Here is a 17,612-nt window from a genome sequence, read left to right on the forward strand (position 1 = left end):
CTTAAATCGCAAACTTGTTGCGATCTTGGCCTTCGATCCACTTAGGTGCCTTGCCACGGCCGGTCCAGGTAGCGCCGGTCGCGGGGTCACGGTACTTTGGTGCCACCTTGGAGCCTGCCGAGGCAGAGCGTCCACGTGCAGGAGGAAACACGTCCTGTTCGGTCAGACCGTAATCGGTCACCAGCTTGCGCACCTGATCCACAGCAGATTTCAGTTCGTTTCGACGAACCTCTTCACGCTGCAGTTGCAGAGCCGCCAGTTGGGCGTCGAGTTCCTTCAAAGTAGGCATGTTTAATATCCATTCAATTCGGTTAACGTCTGCAGTATACCTAAAAATGCAATAACCGAGTGAGCCCACACATCTTTGTATTTAAAGACACTGTAAATTTTCGCCAATACTGTGTAACCTTTAGTAATCAAACGACAGGGCATCCAGCCTTGCGATTACTTTGTCCACCCGCTTGCCCTCCAGCGCCAACACCTCAAATACCCAGCCGGCACAATAAATCTTTTCACCCAAGGGCGGCAGATGGCCGGACTCGGCCATCAACATACCGGCCAGCGTGTTATAGCGCCCCTTGTCCTCATCGGGCAGCTCTTTGATTTCCAGGCGTGCTTTCAACTCGGACACCGGCATCAAACCGTCCAGATACCAGGATCCGTCGTCGTTCTGAACCGCCCAGGCTTCGCTGGCCGCACCGGGCTTGAGCTCGCCGGTAATCGCTTCGAGCACATCACGCGGCGTGATGATGCCCTGGACCACGCCATACTCATCGACCACAAATATCATGCGACCGGCACGGGCGCGGAATTGCTCCAGCAGTTCGAAGCCGCTCAAGGTCTCGGGCACATAGCTGGCGGCGATCGCCACCCGCGAGATCGGGGTATGCTGGGTATCGACCACATCGAGCAGCTGGGCCACACCGACGAGGCCTACCACGTTGTCCAGCGAATCTCGGCAAACGGGGTACCAGGAATGCGCGCCCTTGCCACTGGAGGCACGCACCTCATGCAAAGCCTGCGCCACTGTCAGATTGGCATCGAGCCACTCCACATCTCCGCGCGGCACCATCATCGAGATAAGGGGGCGGTCATCCAGGTGGAACACGTTTTGCACCATCTGGTGCTCGTGGTGCTCGATCACGCCGGCATCCCGGCCTTCGTCAAGGCTGGCCACAATCTCTTCTTCGGTCATCGCCCGGTCTGATTCATCCTTGATGCGCAGCAGTTTGAGAACGCCCTGGGCGGAGATCGCCAGCAACCAGACAAAGGGCTTGGCAATTCTCGAGACCCAAGTCAAAGGCAGCGCGATGATGCGCGAGGAAGCTTCCGGGTACATCTGGCCAATGCGCTTGGGCACCAGCTCGCCAAACACAATGGTCATGAAGGTGATAACCATGATCACCGCCGTGGTCGCAACAATGGGCGCTGCTGACACGGGCATACCCCAGCCCATCAGCCATTGCGCCACGCCATCGCTGAAAGCCGCTTCGCCAAAAATACCGTTGAGCATGCCAATCGAGGTGATACCGACCTGAATCGACGACAGAAATTGGGTAGGATTGCTGAGCAGATCCAGCGCCGCTTTGGCGCCCTTGTCGCCACTTTCGGCCATGGCCAGCAAACGGGATTTGCGGCTGCTGGCCAATGCCAGCTCGGACATGGCAAAGACCCCATTAAGCAAGGTCAATAGGGCGATCAAAAGTACGTCTAACAAAATAGTTCACAGGTAGTTCTACAAGCATGTCACTTTACTGTATCGGCGATATCCAAGGATGCGATGGCGCTTTGGAGCGCTTGCTGGCCAAGATCGACTTCTCGCCCAGCCGCGACACCGTCTATCTTTTGGGCGATCTGGTCAACCGGGGCCCCGACTCGGCCCAGACCCTGAGGCGCTGCATGGCGGCCGATGGCGGTATCCAGGTCATCCTGGGCAACCACGACCTGCACCTGCTGGCTGCCGCACATGGCAGGCGCAAGTTCTCCCGGCGCGATACCTTGCTCGAAGTGCTGCAAGCGCCTGATGCGGCGCAGCTTTTGGAATGGGTACGCCAGCAGCCGCTGGCACGCAGCCATGCGCTGGGGGCTGAGCAGCTGCTGATGGTGCATGCCGGCGTCCACCAAAGCTGGGACATGGCCGCCACGCTGCGCTATGCCGCCGAAGTGCAGGATGTGCTGCGCAGCAGCGAGCTGGGCGCATTCTTGCAGGCTATGTATGGCAACACCCCGGCGCAGTGGGATGCGCAGCTGGTGGGCATGGAGCGGCTGCGGATGATTACCAATGTGCTCACCCGCATGCGCTTTTGCCAAGCCGATGGCAGCCTGGACTTTGACAGCACCGAAAGCCTGGCCGATGCCCCCGAAGGCCTGACCGCCTGGTTTGACCTGCCGGGCCGCGCAACGGCGAACACCACCATCGCCTTTGGCCACTGGTCCACCTTGGGCGATCTCAACCGCCCGCATTTGCTCGCGCTGGATACCGGCTGCGTCTGGGGCGGCTGCCTAACGGCCGTGCGCTTTGGCAGCAGCCTCGCGGAGCGCGAACTGATCCATGTCGACTGCGAGCAAGCCCAGCAACCCGGCTAGCCCTCTCAACGATGGGCTTGTGCCGCCAGGGGCCCAATTCTGCGCATCGCCCATGAAAAAGGCCCCAGCCCAAAAGGCTGAGGCCTGGATGGCCATTGCTGGTGCGATTACTCGGAGGCTGGCGAGGGCTTGAACAGCGCTGCTACTTTGCGGCGCGTCTTGGTGCTTGCCGCGCCCCGTGTGGGCGCCGGCTTGGCGCTGGCATCCCAGGCTGCAGGCTCGGCGGCCTTGGGCTCATAGGGCTTGTCAAAGAACGGATCGCGGGAGACGGGTGCCGGGCGGTAGCGCTCGCGGCGGTCCTGCGGCTCCTCGTCACGGGCGCGGCGGTCACGGCCACGCGGCTCGCGGCTGCTGCTTTCGCGCTCACGGCCGGCTTCGCGCTCACGGCCGGCTTCACGCTCGCGGCGCTCACGGTTGCCATCATTGAGGCGCTCGCGCTGGTGTTCTTCCAGCGCAAAAGGCTCCACCTCGATTTTCTTCTTGATCAGCTTTTCGATGTCCGACACATGGCGGGCATCGGCGTGCGAGACCAAGGTGACCGCCAAGCCCGATGCGCCCGCACGGCCGGTACGGCCAATGCGGTGCACATAGTCTTCGGCATTGAAGGGCACATCGAAGTTGAAGACCGCCGGCACATCCTTGATGTCCAGGCCACGGGCGGCCACGTCGGTGCAGACCAGCAGGTCGACTTCGCCTTGCTTGAAGGCTTCGAGCGCCTTGAGGCGCTCGTCCTGGCTCTTGTCGCCGTGCAGCGCAGCGGCACGCAGGCCTTCGCGCTCCAGGGTGCGGGCCAGGCGCGAGCAGCCGAGCTTGCTGTTGACAAACACAAAGGCCTGGCGGATCTGGCGATCGCGCAGCACCTTGGTCAACACGCGGCGCTTGTCATCGTCGGAGGCGCTGTAAAAGCGCTGCTCCACCGTGGAAGCCGTCTCGTTGGGGCGTGCCACCTCGATCGTGACCGGGTCTTGCAGATAGCTGCCAGCCAGGCGTTTGATCTCCGGAGAGAACGTGGCCGAGAACAGCAAGGTCGTACGTTTCTTGGGCAGGTAGGACAGGATGCGCTGCAGATCCGGCAGGAAGCCGATATCGAGCATGCGATCTGCCTCGTCGAGCACCACGTACTCCACCTGGTTGAGCACTGCCGTCTTGGCCTCGATGTGGTCCAAAAGGCGGCCGGGGGTGGCCACCAGAATTTCCACGCCCTTTTTCAGCGCCAGGGTCTGGGGCTTCATGTCCATGCCACCAAACACCACCGTGCTGCGCAGCTTGGTGTGTTTGGCAAACTGGGCAATCTGCTGGGCGACCTGGTCGGCTAGCTCCCGGGTGGGCAGCAGCACCAGCGCGCGCACTGGGTGGCGTGCAGGTGAGGCAGAGCTGTTTTCGTGCTCCATCATCCGCTGCAGCAGCGGCAATGAGAAAGCAGCTGTCTTGCCGGTCCCCGTTTGTGCGGCGCCCATGACGTCTTTGCCAGTCAGAACCACAGGGATTGCCTGTGCCTGAATTGGCGTCATGGATGCGTAGCCCATCTCGGAGATGGCTTTGGCCAAGGGCTCGGCCAGATGAAGGTTGGAAAAGGAATTTGTCATGTAAGCCCCCTATTGTCGCACTGCCAACAAATCGGTGCTTGGCTTAACCCTGTCTTGCCTTACGGATTCGCCCCGCGCGACTGCAAATGCTGGCAGGCCAGCGTAAAAACCGGCGCCAGCGTCAGCACAGCGGGGTGTTGCAGCAGCGGGGCCCAACCCGGTTTTTGCGGGCTGGGCCCAGTGCATTACAGGCTGCCCGCCTGGAAGGTATCGCAGGACTGGACGCTACCGGTCTTGTAGCCCTGCGTGAACCAGCGCACACGCTGGGCGCTGGAGCCATGGGTGAAGCTGTCGGGACGCACCGTGCCTGTGGATTCGCGCTGGAGCTTGTCGTCACCAATCTGCTGGGCGGCATTCACGGCCGATTCGATATCGCCCTGCTCCAGCCAGCTCTTGGCCTGCTGCGAATGGTTGGCCCAGATGCCGGCATAGCAGTCGGCCTGCAGCTCCAGACGCACCGACAACGCGTTTTGCTCGCGCTCACTGATGCGGCCGCGCATGCCGTCCACCTTGCCCGAGATGCCCAGCAGATTCTGCACATGGTGGCCCACTTCATGGGCCACCACATAGGCCCGCGCAAACTCGCCCGGCGCACCCAACTGGCGGCTCATGGTGTTGAAGAAATCCATGTCCAGATAGACCTTCTGGTCACCTGGGCAGTAGAACGGCCCCATCGCCGACTGCCCCGTGCCGCAGGCCGTGCGCGTGACCCCGGTGAACAGCACCAGGCGTGGCGCGCGGTACTGGGCACCGCCTTTGGTGAAAATATCTGTCCACACATCTTCAGTCGATGCCAACACCGTGGAGACAAACTTGGCCCCCGCATCATTGGAGGGCGGCGCCTTGGCCGGGCCTTGTTGCGTGGGTGCTGGCGAGCCGCTGCCCGAGAGCACACCAATGGTGGTCAGCGGGTTGATGCCAAACACGCCCCAGCCAATCAGCGCCAGCACCACCGTGCCAATGCCGATGCTGCGCCCGCCCAGGCCAAAGCCCCCACCGCCGCCTCCACCACTGCCGCGGCGGTCTTCCACATTGTTCGATTCGCGGTTGCCTTCCCATTTCATGGTCGCTCTCCTTGCAGTGCGCTGGCACCACCTCTGTTATTGATCCGCCTACAGTAGCGCATTTGGGGTGGTCCAGGCCGTAAGACCGGCTCCCGAGCTGGCAGAAAATCTGCCCGCAGCGCCTCCATTGAAGAAAATTTGCAAAACCCTGGCCCAATCTGCGCAGGCCCTGTAAAAAAGCCACTCCAAAAAGGGAGTGGCTGGATGGCAGGGCACGGCGTGTTCAGGCCCTTGGCAAGGTCACACCGTGCTGGCCTTGGTACTTGCCATTGCGGTCCTTGTAGCTCACCTCACAGGGCTCATCGCCCCGCAGGAACAGCACCTGCGCGCAGCCTTCGCCCGCATAGATCTTGGCGGGCAGCGGCGTGGTGTTGGAGAACTCCAAGGTCACATAGCCTTCCCACTCGGGCTCAAACGGCGTCACATTGACGATGATGCCGCAGCGCGCATAGGTGCTCTTGCCCAGGCAGACGGTCAGCACATCGCGCGGGATGCGGAAGTACTCGACCGTGCGGGCCAGCGCAAAGCTGTTGGGCGGGATGATGCAGTAATCGCCTTCGAAGTCGACAAAGCTTTTTTCGTCGAAATTCTTGGGGTCCACCACGGTGCTGTGGATGTTGGTGAAGACCTTGAACTCCCGCGCGCAACGGATGTCGTAGCCATAGCTGGAGGTGCCGTAGCTGATGATCTTCTTGCCATCGACCTGGCGCACCTGGCCGGGCTCGAACGGCTCGATCATGCCGTGCTGTTCCGCCATGCGGCGAATCCACTTGTCGCTTTGAATGCTCATGTCTGAAAAACTCCTAGGCGGCATTGTAGCCAATGGCTTGCCATTGGACAGCAGCATCCCTGCTCGCCCCGGGCCCGCCGTTGCGCGCCCGTCTCAGCCCGCCGTCTGCGCGATATGGCTGCGCTCGATCAGGCGGTCATCGCCCAGCACAATCAGGCTGAACAGCAACTCGTCCAGATTGCGCGCCTGGGCCGTCTTGCGGGCTATCAAGGGCGTCGCTTGCGGGTTGATGACGACAAAATCCGCCTCGCAGCCGGGCTGCAGGTTGCCCACCACACCCGCCAGCCCCAAGGCCTGCGCTGCCCCGGCCGTGTGCTGCCACCACAGATGGCTGGGCGCCAACGACAACCCCGCCTTGTCCCGCCCCTCTCGCCCCACAAAATAGGCAGCCAGCATGGTGCGAAACGGGCTGAAGCTCGTGCCGCCGCCCACATCGCTGGCCAGGCCGTACAGCATCTGCGCGGCGTCCGCCCTGGCGTAGTCAAAAAAGCCGCTGGCCAAAAACAGATTGCTGGTCGGGCTGATGGCCGCGGCCGTGCCGGTCTCGTGCATCAGCGCACGGTCACGGTCATCCAGGTGGATGCAGTGGGCGTAGACGGCGCGCTCGCGCATCAGCCCCCGGTCGGCATAGACTTGCAGGTAGCTGCGGCTGTCAGGGAACAGTTCGCGCACCCAGGCAATCTCGTCCAGGTTCTCCGCCACATGCGACTGGATCCAGACATCGCTGTAGCGCGCGGCCAGCTCGCCCGCACCGCGCAGTTGGGCCTCGGTGCTGGTGGGGGCAAAACGTGGCGTGATCGCATAACCCAGGCGGTCCACGCCATGCCAGCGGCGGATCAGCGCTTCGGTGTCGATGAGGCTTTGCTCGGTCTCGTCGCGCACACCATCGGGGGAATGGCGGTCTTGCAGCACCTTGCCGGTCATCAGCCGCATTTGGCGCTTTTGCGCCTCGGCAAACAGCGCATCGGCCGATGCTGGGTGCGAGGTCGCAAATGTCAGCGCCGTGGTCACGCCATTGCGCAGCAGCTCATCGACAAAGAACTGCGCCACCCCAGCGGCATAGCCGGCATCGACAAAGCGCGACTCATGGGGAAAGGTGTAGTCATTGAGCCAGGGCAGCAAGCCGCTGGCCGGCGAGCCGATCACATCGGTCTGCGGGTAGTGGATGTGCATGTCCACAAAACCCGGTGCCAGCATGCGCCCGGGCAAGTGCTGCACCACCGCATCCGCGCCCGCCTGGGCCAGGACCTGCGCAGACAGCGCCTGCCAGCTGCCGGCGGCCAGTACGCGCTCGCGGCCATCGGCATCCGGGGCGGTGGCCAGCAGGCCATCTTCGTCATACAGGGCGCTGCCGTCATCGGCAAAACGCAACAGAGCGGATCGGTATATATGCATGGCGCCAAGCTTAGCGCCTGCCCGGGGCACGGCTTATATGGGTGCAGCAATAGTTTCTATGCGGCAGCGCCCATCGCAGCCGACGCCATGGCCCTGTGGCGACGTTTGGCCGGTGAGAAAAGCGCAAAGGTTAACCAGGGAAAACCCCAGCGCCAGATGCTGGATGGCGTCATCTCTGCGGTCTATAGTGTTTGTTTTACCTGTTGGTTAAACCCGTTTACACCCACTGGCAGCGGCACTGCACATGCAAGGGCCCGCTGCGATTGCTAAGGAGGAGGCTTGGCCCATGCCGCATTTTGTTGATCCGTCGCCCGCTGGTGTCTGCATTTTCTGCCGATTGGTGCAAGGCGATATCCCGTCGGCCAAGGTGTATGAGGATGCACTGACCATCGCCTTTATGGACCTGGGCCAGGTCAACCCTGGCCATGTGCTGGTCGCAACCAAGCGCCATGCGGCCAATATCTTCGAGATCACCGACCAGGAATCGGCCGCCGTGATGCAGACCGCGCGCAAGGTGGCCCTCGCCGCCAAGATCGCGTTTGAACCCGCAGGCCTGACCCTGTTGCAGGCCAATGGTGTGGAAGGCGGCCAGACCGTGGCGCACTTCCATCTGCATGTGGTGCCCCGCCATGCCGACGATGGCGTCACCTTCAGCTGGCCGCGCAAGGAGCCCGGCGGTGCGGTGCTGGAGGGCTATGCGCTGCAACTGCGCAATGCGATGCTGTCAGGATCGGTGCCTGCAGCGGCTTGAGACCCCCTCTACCCGCCAACAACAAGGGCGCCTTTTGGCGCCCTTGTTGCTTCAGCGTTTCGGTTTAACGTGACGCTTCAGCAAACGCCAGCTGCAGCTGCCCCAGCCAGGCCTGCTTGCGGCTTTGCGGCACAAAACTGGCTTCAAAACTGTTGGCAGCCAGCTGGTAGGCCTGGTCCGAGCCCATGCCCGTAGCGGCAAACAACTGCACAAAGTTGTCGTTGATGTAGCCGCCAAAATAGGCCGGGTCATCGGAGTTGACCGTGGCCACCAAACCGGCCGCCAGCAGCTGCGGCATATTGTGGTCGGCCAGGTCGGGGAAGACCTGCAACTTCTGGTTGGACAGCGGGCAGACCGTGAGCGGAATGCGCTCGTCCTTGAGCCGCTGCATCAAGGCCGCATCATGCACCGCCTGCACGCCATGGTCGACGCGCTCGGCGTGCAACACATCCAGCGCACCCCAGATATAGGCCGGTGGCCCTTCTTCACCGGCATGGGCCACGCGGCGCAGGCCCAGGTCCTTGCAGCGCGCAAAAACGCGGGCAAATTTCTCTGGTGGGTTGCCGACTTCGCTGCTGTCCAGGCCCACGCCACTGAAGTAGGCGCGGTACGGCAAGGCCTCTTCCAAAGTCTGCAGCGCCTCTTCTTCGCTCAGGTGGCGCAGAAAATTCAGAATCAGCTGCGCGCTGATGCCCCAGCGCTTTTCCGCCGCCACACAGGCCTTGTGCAAACCGAGGATGACATGCGCCATCGCCACGCCACGGGCGGTGTGGGTCTGCGGGTCAAAGAAGATCTCGGTGTGCACGACATTGTCGGCCACGGCCCGCTCCAGGTAGGCCATGGCCATGTCGTAAAAATCCTGCTCAGTCAGCAAGACACTGGCGCCCGCGTAGTAGATATCGAGAAAGCTCTGCAGGTTGGTAAACGCGTAGGCGGCGCGCAGGCTCTCGACATCGGCATAGGGCAAGGCCAGGCCGTTGCGCTGGGCCAGCGCAAAGATCAGCTCGGGCTCCAGCGAGCCTTCGATGTGCATATGCAGCTCAGCCTTGGGCATGGCGCGCAGCAGGCCCGGCAGGCGGGCCGCTTCAATTTGTGGGACGGTGTACATCTCAACACACTCCAAAAGTGACGCCGCTGGCCTTGAGGTAGCGGCGGTAGGCCACCGACATGCGGTCGGCCGGTGAGTTCAGCTCGGCCTTGGCATCGAGCGGCAAAGGCTTGGGCATCTGGGACTCCAGCACCGGCTGGTCCTGGGTGAAGATCGTATGCTGAAACTGCTGCAGCTGCGCATCCGTGCTGTCGAAATCCGCCACCGCCAGGCGGAACCAGACGCGGCTGCGCCCCGGGCTGACCGGGCAGACAAACAGGCCAATCGACTCGCGCCAGCCTTGCTTGCTGCTGCCGCTCTCGGGCACCTTGGTCAGCAAGGCGGTATACGGGGCCGTCACCTCGTAGCTGTAGTCCACTTCGGCGGGCTTGGTGGAGTGCAGATTGGACTGGGGCTGGATCGCCTTGCAACCGGTGGCCTTCACGCCTGTTGCCGTGGTCTCCACCTCGTAGTGGGACATCTCGGTCGCATCGCGGCTGCCCAGCCAGCCCTCGTGCACAAAGCCAAAATGCGACATGTCGAGAAAGTTCTCGATGATGCGGGGCGCGCTGGCCTCCACATCATAGGGGCCGCAGTTGAGCTTGCGCAGGCGGGCATCGGCCTCGGCCTCGAACACCGGCAAAGGCACAGGGGCCTGGCCATCTGCCGCCGGCGCCAGCTGCACCCACACCAGGCCATAGGCCTCCTGCACGCCATAGGAGGCCACACAGTGCTTGGCAGGCGGCACAAAGGCAGGCACGGCCGGCACCTTCACGCACTGGCCGCCACTGGCGAATTGCCAGCCATGGTAGGGGCACTCCAGCTGGCCATCCTGCACGCGGCCCAGCGACAGGCGGGCACCGCGGTGCGGACAGCGGTCCACAAAGGCCTGCACCTGGCCGAGCGCATCGCGCCACAGCACCAGCTCCTGGTCCAGCAAGCGAACAGGCAGCGGGGAATCCACCACCCCATCAGACAAGGCAACCGGGTGCCATTGTTGGGCTTCGATCATCGGGGGAAATCTCTTTGTATAAATGACAAGGCTGCCCTGGGGCAGCCTTGAGCGAGATGTTAGCACCGGAGCCAAAAGCACCGCTGCCACTCGCGTTTAGATGGGGCGTCACACGTCGGGCGTCGAACCTCGGGCGCTACGCCCGCACATCACTTGCCGGGAACCTTGCCTTCCACGCCCTTGACGTAGAAGCTCACGCCCTTGAGGAATTCGTCATCGGCGACCTTGTCGGCAGCCAGGATTTCCTGGCCGTCCTGGCCCAGGATGGGGCCCTTCCAGATGCTGAACGTACCGTCCTTGAGGCCCTTCTTGACTTCTTCAACCTTGGCCTTGGTCTCGGCAGGCACATCGTCAGCCATGGACACCAGATCAATGGTGCCTTCCTTCACGCCCCACCAGGTCTGGCGGCTGGTCCACTTGCCTTCCAGCGCGTTGCGGGTGGTGTCGATGTAGTACGGCGCCCAGTTGATGATGGCCGATCCCAGGTGGGCCTTGGGGCCGTAGGCGGTCATGTCCGAGTCCCAGCCAAAGGCGCGCTTGCCTTTTTCTTCGGCGGTCTTCAGCACGGCCGGCGAATCGGTGTTCTGGAACAGAATGTCCGCGCCGCCATTGATCAGGCTGGTGGCCGCTTCGGTTTCCTTCGGTGGGCTGAACCACTCATTGACCCAGACCACCTTGGTGCTGATCTTGGGGTTCACGCTTTGCGCACCCAGGGTGAAGCTGTTGATGTTGCGGATCACCTCGGGGATAGGTACCGAGCCCACCACGCCCAGCGTGTTCGATTTGGTCATCGCGCCGGCGATGATGCCGGCCAGGTAGGCGCCTTCGTAGGTGCGGCTGTCATAGGTGCTGACATTGCCGGCCACCTTGTAGCCCGTGGCGTGTTCCCATTTGATATCGGCAAACTCGGGCGCCAGCTTCTGGATCACATCCATGTAGCCAAAGGTGGTGCCAAACACCAGCTTGTTGCCCTGGGTGGCCATGTCGCGCAGCACGCGTTCGGCGTCCGCGCCTTCGGGCACGCTTTCGACAAAGCTGGTCTGGATCTTGTCGCCAAATTCCTTCTCCAGCGCCTTGCGCGCCTGGTCATGCGCAAAGGTCCAACCGCCGTCACCCACAGGGCCTACGTAGGCAAAGGCAATCTTCAGCGGATCAGCCGCTGGGGCGGCGGCGGCCGGGGCAGCAGCGGGTGCAGGCGCGGGCGCCTCTTCCTTCTTGCTGCAGCCTACGACAGCAGCAGCGGCCAGTGCCGACAGTGCGGCAAGCTTGATCAACGAACGCTTACGGAAATCAGTCATCAGTGTGTCCTCGAATGTTGTTGGAATGTCGAGCCATGCATGCCGCGACGCAGCCCTGCAGCGGGTGGAACATCGCCCGGCCAATATATGCATAAATCGGGCCAGGTTCCAGGTGCAGCCCAAGCCGCCGCGCTGCACCGTTGTTTATGGGCCAGCAGCCGGGCACCCACCCCAAGGCAGATGCCGGGCCGCTGGCGCAAGCATGCCAGGCGCTTACTTGGCGCCAGGCACCGCCCCTTCGATGCCCTTGACATAGAAGTTGATGCCGCGCAGGAAGGCGTCATCGCCCACCGTGCCGCTGGCCAGCACTTCCTGGCCCTTGTTGTCCTGGATCGGGCCGGTCCATACGGCAAAGCTGCCGTCCTTCATGCCGGACTTGGCCTTGGCAACCTTGTCCTTGATCTCCTGGGGCACCTGGTCGGCGATCTTGACCAGGTCCATCGCGCCTTCCTTCACACCCCACCAGAAGTTGCCCGTCTGCCATTGGCCGGCCAGCGTGTCTTCCACCACCTTGCTGTAGTAAGGCGTCCAGTCGATCACAGCCGAGCCCAGGTGGGCCTTGGGTGCGAAGGCGCTCATGTCGCCGTCTTTTCCAAAGGCATAGACGCCGCGCTCTTCTGCGGTCTTCAGCACGGCGGGCGAGTTGGTGTTCTGGTACATCACATCCACGCCGCCGTTGATCAGGCTGGTGGCCGCTTCCGATTCCTTGGGTGGTGCAAACCACTCGTTCACCCAAACCACCTTGGCCTGGATGCTCGGGTCCACGCTTTGCGCCCCCAGCACAAAGCTGTTGATATTGCGCACCACCTCAGGGATCGGCACCGAAGCCACCACACCGACCGTCTTGGTCTTGGTCATGGCGCCGGCCACGATACCTGCCAGATACGCGCCTTCAAAGGTCTTGGTGTCGTAGACCGCGACGTTGTCCGCCTGCTTGTAGCCGGTGGCATGCTCGAACTTCACATCTTTCAGGTCCGCCGCCGCCTTCTGCACAAACTCCTGGTAGCCAAAGCTGGTGGCAAACACCAGCTTGTTGCCCTGGCCTGCCATGTCGCGCAGCACACGCTCGGCATCGGCCGATTCGGGCACGCTCTCGACCATGGAGGTCTCGATCTTGTCGCCAAATTTCTGCGCAATCGCCTTGCGGGCCAGCTCGTGCTGGAAGGTCCAGCCGCCGTCGCCGATGGGGCTGACATACATGAAGCTGACCTTGAGCTTGTCGGCGGCAGGCGCCGCTGCTGCCGGTGCTGGTGCGGCCGGGGCTGCTGGCTCTTCCTTCTTGCCGCAGGCGGACAGCGCCGCCAACGACAGGGCCGACAGGCCGATCAGCTTGATCACAGAGCGTTTGCGCATGGTTTGCATGGATGAATCCTTGGTTTTTATGAAGAACGGACGAAAATCGGGTCGCTGTCATCGTTGTTATGACCCCGGGTAGAACGGCTTGCCCAAAGAGGCAGGCATATTGGCGCGGATCCAGGCCGGATTGCGCGATATCAGCACCAGCACCACGATGGTGGCCAGGTAAGGCAGCATGGACAGCAGTTGGCTGGCCAGTTGCACGCCGCTGGCCTGCAGGTGGAACTGCAGCATGGTCACGCCGCCAAACAGGTAGGCGCCCAGCAGCACACGCGCAGGCCGCCAGGTGGCAAAGGTGGTCAGCGCCAGCGCAATCCAGCCCCGGCCCGAGACCATGCCTTCCACCCACAGCGGCGTGTAGACCGTCGAGATATAGGCGCCGGCCAGGCCGCACATCGCGCCACCAAACACCACCGCCATCAGGCGGATGCGGCGCACCGGGTAGCCCAGCGCATGGGCCGAGCTGGGTGATTCACCCACGGCACGCAACACCAGGCCAGCGCGGGTGCGGTAGAGGAACCACATCATCACCAGCACCAGCACCATGGCCGCATAGACCAGCGGATGCAAGCTAAACAGAGCCGGGCCCAGCAGCGGAATATCCACCAGGCCAGGGATGGCGTACTTGGGCAGGCTGGGCAGCTTGGCCTGCACATAGGACAGACCGACAAAGGCTGAGAAACCCGCGCCGAACAGCGACAGCGCCAGCCCCGTGGCGTACTGGTTGGTATTGAGCCAGATCACCAGCACGCCGAATATGGCGGCCAGCACAGCGCCCGCCAGCATGCCCGCGCCAAAACCCAGCCAGGTGCTGCCGGTATGCACCACGGTGGCAAAACCGGCAATCGCTGCGCACAGCATCATGCCCTCTGCCCCCAGATTGACGATGCCCGCCTTCTCATTGATCAGCAGGCCCAAAGCGGCCAGCGCCAACACGGTGCCAGCGCTCAGGGTGGCGCCCAAAAGCAGTGCATAGGATTCCATCACAGGCCTCCCTTCACTGCGGTGCGCGATGCCACCCAGCGCAAGCGGTACACCACCAAGGTGTCGCAAGCCAGCAAGGTGAACAGCAGCAAACCCTGGAAAACGCCCGTCAAGGCCTTGGGCAAGCCCAGGCGCGACTGCGCCAGCTCACCACCGATATAGAACATGCTCATCAGAATGGCGGAAAAAACCATGCCCACGGGATGCAGGCGACCGACAAAGGCCACGATGATGGCCGCAAAGCCATAGCCGGCGGGCACATAGGGCGTGAGCTGGCCCAGCGGGCCAGCGACTTCGAGCGCGCCAGCCAGGCCGGCGGTGGCGCCCGAGATCATCAACGCCGTCCACAGCGCCTTGCGTGACGAGAACCCGGCATAGCGGGCGGCCGAGGGTGCCAAACCGCCCACCTGCTGGGCCAGGCCGGCACGGGTGCGGAACAGGTAGACCCACAGCAGGGCCGCGCCCGCCAGCGCAATCAGCACGCCAATGTTCATGCGCATGCCTTGCACCAGTTTGGGGATCTGGGTGACTTTCTCAAAGCTCTTGGTCTGCGGAAAGTTATAGCCCATCGGGTCTTTCCAGGGGCCATAGACCAGGTAGCCCAGCACCAAGGTGGCCACATAGACCAGCATCAGGCTGACCAAAATCTCATTGGCGTTGAAGCGGTCGCGCAGCCAGGCGACGATGCCGGCCCAGAGCATGCCGCCGAGCATGCCGGCGAGCAAGATGACGGGGATGATCCAGGGGCCAGTGTTCTTGTCGGCCAGCAAGGCCATGCCGCCTGCAGCCACCGCGCCTATGACAAACTGGCCTTCGGCGCCAATGTTCCAGACATTGGAGCGAAAGCACACCGCCAGGCCCAGCGCAATCAGTAGCAGCGGCGTGGCCTTCATCGTCAGCTCACCCAGCGCATAGGCCGACTTGATGGGCTCCCAGAAGAAAGCCTGCAGGCCCTTGACTGGGTCCTTGCCCAGCAGCATAAACAGGCCCACGCCAATCACCACGGTGATCAGCAAGGCCAGCACCGGCGAGCCAAAGGTCCAGAAACGGGAGGCCTGGGGACGTTGCTCCAACTTAAGCATGGTGGGCCCCTTGCGTCTCGACCGAAGCCCTGGCAGCAGCAGCAGCGCTGCGCCCTTCCCACAGGCCACTCATCCACTCGCCGATCAGTTGCACGGAGGCATCGGCCCGGGCCACCGAAGGCGACAGGCGCCCCTTGGCCATCACATGCAGGCGGTCGCTGATTTCAAACAATTCTTCCAACTCCTCGCTGAGCACCAGCACGGCGCAGCCCGCATCACGCAGCGCCAGAATCTCGCCCCGGATCTGCGCGGCCGCGCCCACATCCACGCCCCAGGTCGGCTGCGAGACGATCAGCAAGCGGGGCTTGGCATCGATCTCGCGGCCGACAATGAATTTCTGCAGGTTGCCACCCGAGAGCGACTGGGCAGTGGCCTGCGGCCCACCGGCCTTGACGCCAAAGCGCGCAATAATGCTGCGCGCCATCTGGTCGAGCTGGCCCATGCGCAGCCAACCGGCCGTGCCCAGCATCTCGTTGCGGGTCAGCACCAGGTTGTGCGCCAGGCTCATGCTGGGGACTGCGCCACGCCCCAAGCGCTCTTCGGGCACAAAATGCAGGCCCAGCGCGCGACGCTGGCCCGGGCCCATGCGGCCCACCGGCGTCTGGTCCACCAGCACCATCTGCGGCTCGGCGCGCGTGTCTTCGCCAGAGAGCGCATACAACAACTCCCGCTGGCCGTTGCCCGACACCCCGGCAATACCCACCACCTCGCCAGCGCGCACCTGCAGCGCAATGTCCTGCAAATCCATGCCAAAGGGGTCTTGGCGCGCCAGGCGCAGCTGCTGCACCTGCAGTACGGCAGCGCCCACTTCGCTGGGCCGCAGCTCCAGGCGGGGCGGCTCGGCACCAATCATCATGCGCGACAGCGAGGCATTGCTGTGCTCGCGCGGATCGCATTCGCCCGTCACCTGCCCGCCGCGCACCACGGTGCAGGCCGTGCACAGCGCGCGGATTTCATGGAGCTTGTGGCTGATGTAGAGAATGCTGCAGCCTTCGGCCGCGAGCTGGCGTAGCACCACAAACAGCTTCTCGACCGCCTGCGGAGTAAGCACGGACGTCGGTTCATCGAGAATCAGCAGGCGCGGCCGCGTCAACAGCCCCCGGATGATCTCCACCCGCTGCATCTCGCCGACCGAGAGGCTGTGCACCGGGCGCAAGGGGTCAATCTCCAGACCATATTCGCCCGCCACTTCCAGGATGCGAGCAGTCACTTGCGCCAAAGACATCTTCTTGCTTTGGCCCAGCCAGACGTTCTCGGCCACGGTCAAGGTATCAAACAAGCTGAAATGCTGGAACACCATGCTGATGCCCAGCTGGCGTGCTTCCTGGGGGTTGCGGATCTGGGCGGGCTGCCCATCGACCAGGATCTGCCCCTCATCGGGTTTGACCGAGCCGTAGATGATCTTCATCAAGGTGGATTTGCCCGCGCCGTTCTCACCCAGCACCGCATGGATCTCGCCAGCGCGCACCGTCAACGATACTTTGTTATTGGCTACAACAGCGGGGTAACGCTTGGTGATACCGATCAGCTGTAACCGTGGCGTATCGCCATCGGTTGTCGGTGTCGGGGTCTGTTCTTTCATGGGCGGCAATTGTCCCTCAAATTGTTACCCGAGGCGGGCATTTAACGCGAAGATGCACGCACTCACACCGAAGGGCCCAGGGGGCTGCGCAAAGAAAGCGCTGTTTTTTTCAGGCAGGCGCGCAGCCAGATGGCGGCATCCGAGGCATGGCTGCGGGCATGCCACAGCAGGTAATAGTCCAGCGGGGGCAGCTCCAGCGGGCAGTCCAAAATGGCCAGCTCCAGCTTGTCGACAAAGCGCTCGCAAAACTGGCGCCCCGTGGTCAGCACAAGCAGGCTCGATGCCACCATCGCCGGAATGGCGCTGAAATGCGCGCAGCGCGCCATGATGCGCCGCTGCACCCCCAGCGCATCGAGCCGCGCATCGATGATGCCGCGCGCACCCGGGTGGGTGGGCGTGGGCGCAATGTGCTCGGCCTGCAACCAGGCGGCCGCATCCCAACCCCGGCGCACGGCCGGATGGCGGCGGCTGACCATGCTTACCACCGCATCGCTCATCAGGCTGGTCATGTGCAAGTCATCCGTGGGCTGGAGCCAGTTGCCCACCACCACATCAATATCGCCATGGGCCAGTTGCGCGTGGTAATGGGTTTCGGACGAGAGCGGGTAGATCTCCACCACGCACAGCGGGGCCTCGGCCTTGATGCGTGCGACCAGGGCGGGCAGAAACAGCGGGTCGAAATAATCGCTGGCCGCAATGCGAAAGGTGCGGGTGGCCGTCTGCGGGTCAAAACCCCGCACATCGCTGAACAGGCCTTCAGCCGCGCGCAGGATGGCGGCTGCCGGCTCCATCATGCGCTGCCCCGTCTCCGTGGGCATCATGCCTGCGCCCGAGCGCACCAGGAGGGGATCGCCGGCCAGATCGCGCAGGCGCTTGAGCGCCGCCGACACCGCCGGCTGGTACATGCCCAGACGCAAGGCCGCACGCGAGACGCTGCGCTCGGTCAGCACCATGTGCAACACCCGGATCAGGTGCAGGTCAATCTTGTCAAACAGGGCTTGGTCGCGCATGCGGGTGCTTTGAATGGGGACATTCAAGC

The 17,612-nt window shown here is 63.0% G+C and carries 16 protein-coding genes; 2 read left to right on the top strand and 14 right to left on the bottom strand.

Going from position 1 to position 17,612, the window contains the following annotated elements:
- Nucleotide 1: 1 nt before the first annotated feature.
- Both M2375_RS08815 and M2375_RS08820 read right to left on the bottom strand, forming a co-directional pair.
- Nucleotides 2-289 (bottom strand): H-NS histone family protein, encoded by a 288-nt coding sequence (locus M2375_RS08815; RefSeq protein WP_259165241.1) that lies wholly within the window; start codon nucleotides 287-289, stop codon nucleotides 2-4.
- Nucleotides 290-409: 120 nt separating this feature from the next.
- Entirely contained in the window at nucleotides 410-1,717 is a 1,308-nt protein-coding gene (locus tag M2375_RS08820) for a hemolysin family protein (RefSeq protein WP_259165242.1), read from the bottom strand.
- 26 nt (nucleotides 1,718-1,743) lie between these two features.
- Between M2375_RS08820 and M2375_RS08825 the strand changes: the two genes are divergently transcribed.
- The gene (locus M2375_RS08825) at nucleotides 1,744-2,586 is read left to right on the top strand and encodes a symmetrical bis(5'-nucleosyl)-tetraphosphatase (RefSeq protein WP_259165243.1); all 843 of its coding nucleotides are present in this window, start codon (nucleotides 1,744-1,746) and stop codon (nucleotides 2,584-2,586) included.
- 107 nt (nucleotides 2,587-2,693) lie between these two features.
- Here M2375_RS08825 and M2375_RS08830 read toward each other — a convergent pair whose 3' ends face one another.
- From M2375_RS08830 to guaD, 4 genes are all read right to left on the bottom strand, one after another.
- Nucleotides 2,694-4,172, bottom strand: coding sequence for a DEAD/DEAH box helicase (locus tag M2375_RS08830; protein ID WP_259165244.1), 1,479 nt, complete (start codon nucleotides 4,170-4,172; stop codon nucleotides 2,694-2,696).
- 185 nt (nucleotides 4,173-4,357) lie between these two features.
- Complete coding sequence (locus M2375_RS08835; protein WP_259165245.1) at nucleotides 4,358-5,236, bottom strand: neutral zinc metallopeptidase; 879 nt, start codon at nucleotides 5,234-5,236, stop codon at nucleotides 4,358-4,360.
- Nucleotides 5,237-5,459: 223 nt separating this feature from the next.
- A complete protein-coding gene (dcd, locus tag M2375_RS08840) occupies nucleotides 5,460-6,026 on the bottom strand; it encodes a dCTP deaminase (protein WP_259165246.1) in 567 nt (188 codons plus the stop codon).
- A gap of 93 nt (nucleotides 6,027-6,119) precedes the next feature.
- Entirely contained in the window at nucleotides 6,120-7,421 is a 1,302-nt protein-coding gene (gene guaD / locus M2375_RS08845) for a guanine deaminase (RefSeq protein ID WP_259165248.1), read from the bottom strand.
- Nucleotides 7,422-7,707: 286 nt separating this feature from the next.
- On the opposite strand from guaD, the gene M2375_RS08850 reads away from it, so the two are divergent.
- Nucleotides 7,708-8,172: an HIT family protein gene (locus M2375_RS08850; protein ID WP_259165250.1), complete on the top strand. Its 465-nt coding sequence runs from the start codon at nucleotides 7,708-7,710 to the stop codon at nucleotides 8,170-8,172.
- Nucleotides 8,173-8,236: 64 nt separating this feature from the next.
- Here the strand turns inward: M2375_RS08850 and M2375_RS08855 are convergent, their stop codons facing one another.
- From M2375_RS08855 to M2375_RS08890, 8 genes are all read right to left on the bottom strand, one after another.
- Nucleotides 8,237-9,280: an adenosine deaminase gene (locus M2375_RS08855; protein ID WP_259165252.1), complete on the bottom strand. Its 1,044-nt coding sequence runs from the start codon at nucleotides 9,278-9,280 to the stop codon at nucleotides 8,237-8,239.
- Nucleotide 9,281: 1 nt separating this feature from the next.
- The gene (locus M2375_RS08860) at nucleotides 9,282-10,271 is read right to left on the bottom strand and encodes an aromatic ring-hydroxylating dioxygenase subunit alpha (protein ID WP_259165253.1); all 990 of its coding nucleotides are present in this window, start codon (nucleotides 10,269-10,271) and stop codon (nucleotides 9,282-9,284) included.
- A 149-nt stretch (nucleotides 10,272-10,420) separates the two neighbouring features.
- Entirely contained in the window at nucleotides 10,421-11,569 is a 1,149-nt protein-coding gene (locus M2375_RS08865; RefSeq protein ID WP_259165254.1) for a BMP family ABC transporter substrate-binding protein, read from the bottom strand.
- A gap of 213 nt (nucleotides 11,570-11,782) precedes the next feature.
- On the bottom strand, nucleotides 11,783-12,931 hold the full coding sequence (locus M2375_RS08870) for a BMP family ABC transporter substrate-binding protein (RefSeq protein ID WP_259165256.1): 1,149 nt from the start codon (nucleotides 12,929-12,931) through the stop codon (nucleotides 11,783-11,785).
- 57 nt (nucleotides 12,932-12,988) lie between these two features.
- Nucleotides 12,989-13,909 (bottom strand): ABC transporter permease, encoded by a 921-nt coding sequence (locus M2375_RS08875; protein WP_259165257.1) that lies wholly within the window; start codon nucleotides 13,907-13,909, stop codon nucleotides 12,989-12,991.
- Entirely contained in the window at nucleotides 13,909-14,991 is a 1,083-nt protein-coding gene (locus tag M2375_RS08880; RefSeq protein WP_259165258.1) for an ABC transporter permease, read from the bottom strand. Before M2375_RS08880 ends, M2375_RS08875 begins: the two co-directional genes overlap by 1 nt.
- Entirely contained in the window at nucleotides 14,984-16,573 is a 1,590-nt protein-coding gene (locus M2375_RS08885) for an ABC transporter ATP-binding protein (RefSeq protein ID WP_259165259.1), read from the bottom strand. Before M2375_RS08885 ends, M2375_RS08880 begins: the two co-directional genes overlap by 8 nt.
- Nucleotides 16,574-16,635: 62 nt before the next feature.
- Entirely contained in the window at nucleotides 16,636-17,583 is a 948-nt protein-coding gene (locus tag M2375_RS08890; RefSeq protein ID WP_259165260.1) for a LysR family transcriptional regulator, read from the bottom strand.
- Nucleotides 17,584-17,612: the final 29 nt, after the last annotated feature.

Origin of the sequence: Comamonas sp. BIGb0152 (assembly GCF_024809975.1) — a bacterium.
In the GTDB taxonomy this organism is placed as follows: domain Bacteria; phylum Pseudomonadota; class Gammaproteobacteria; order Burkholderiales; family Burkholderiaceae_C; genus Comamonas.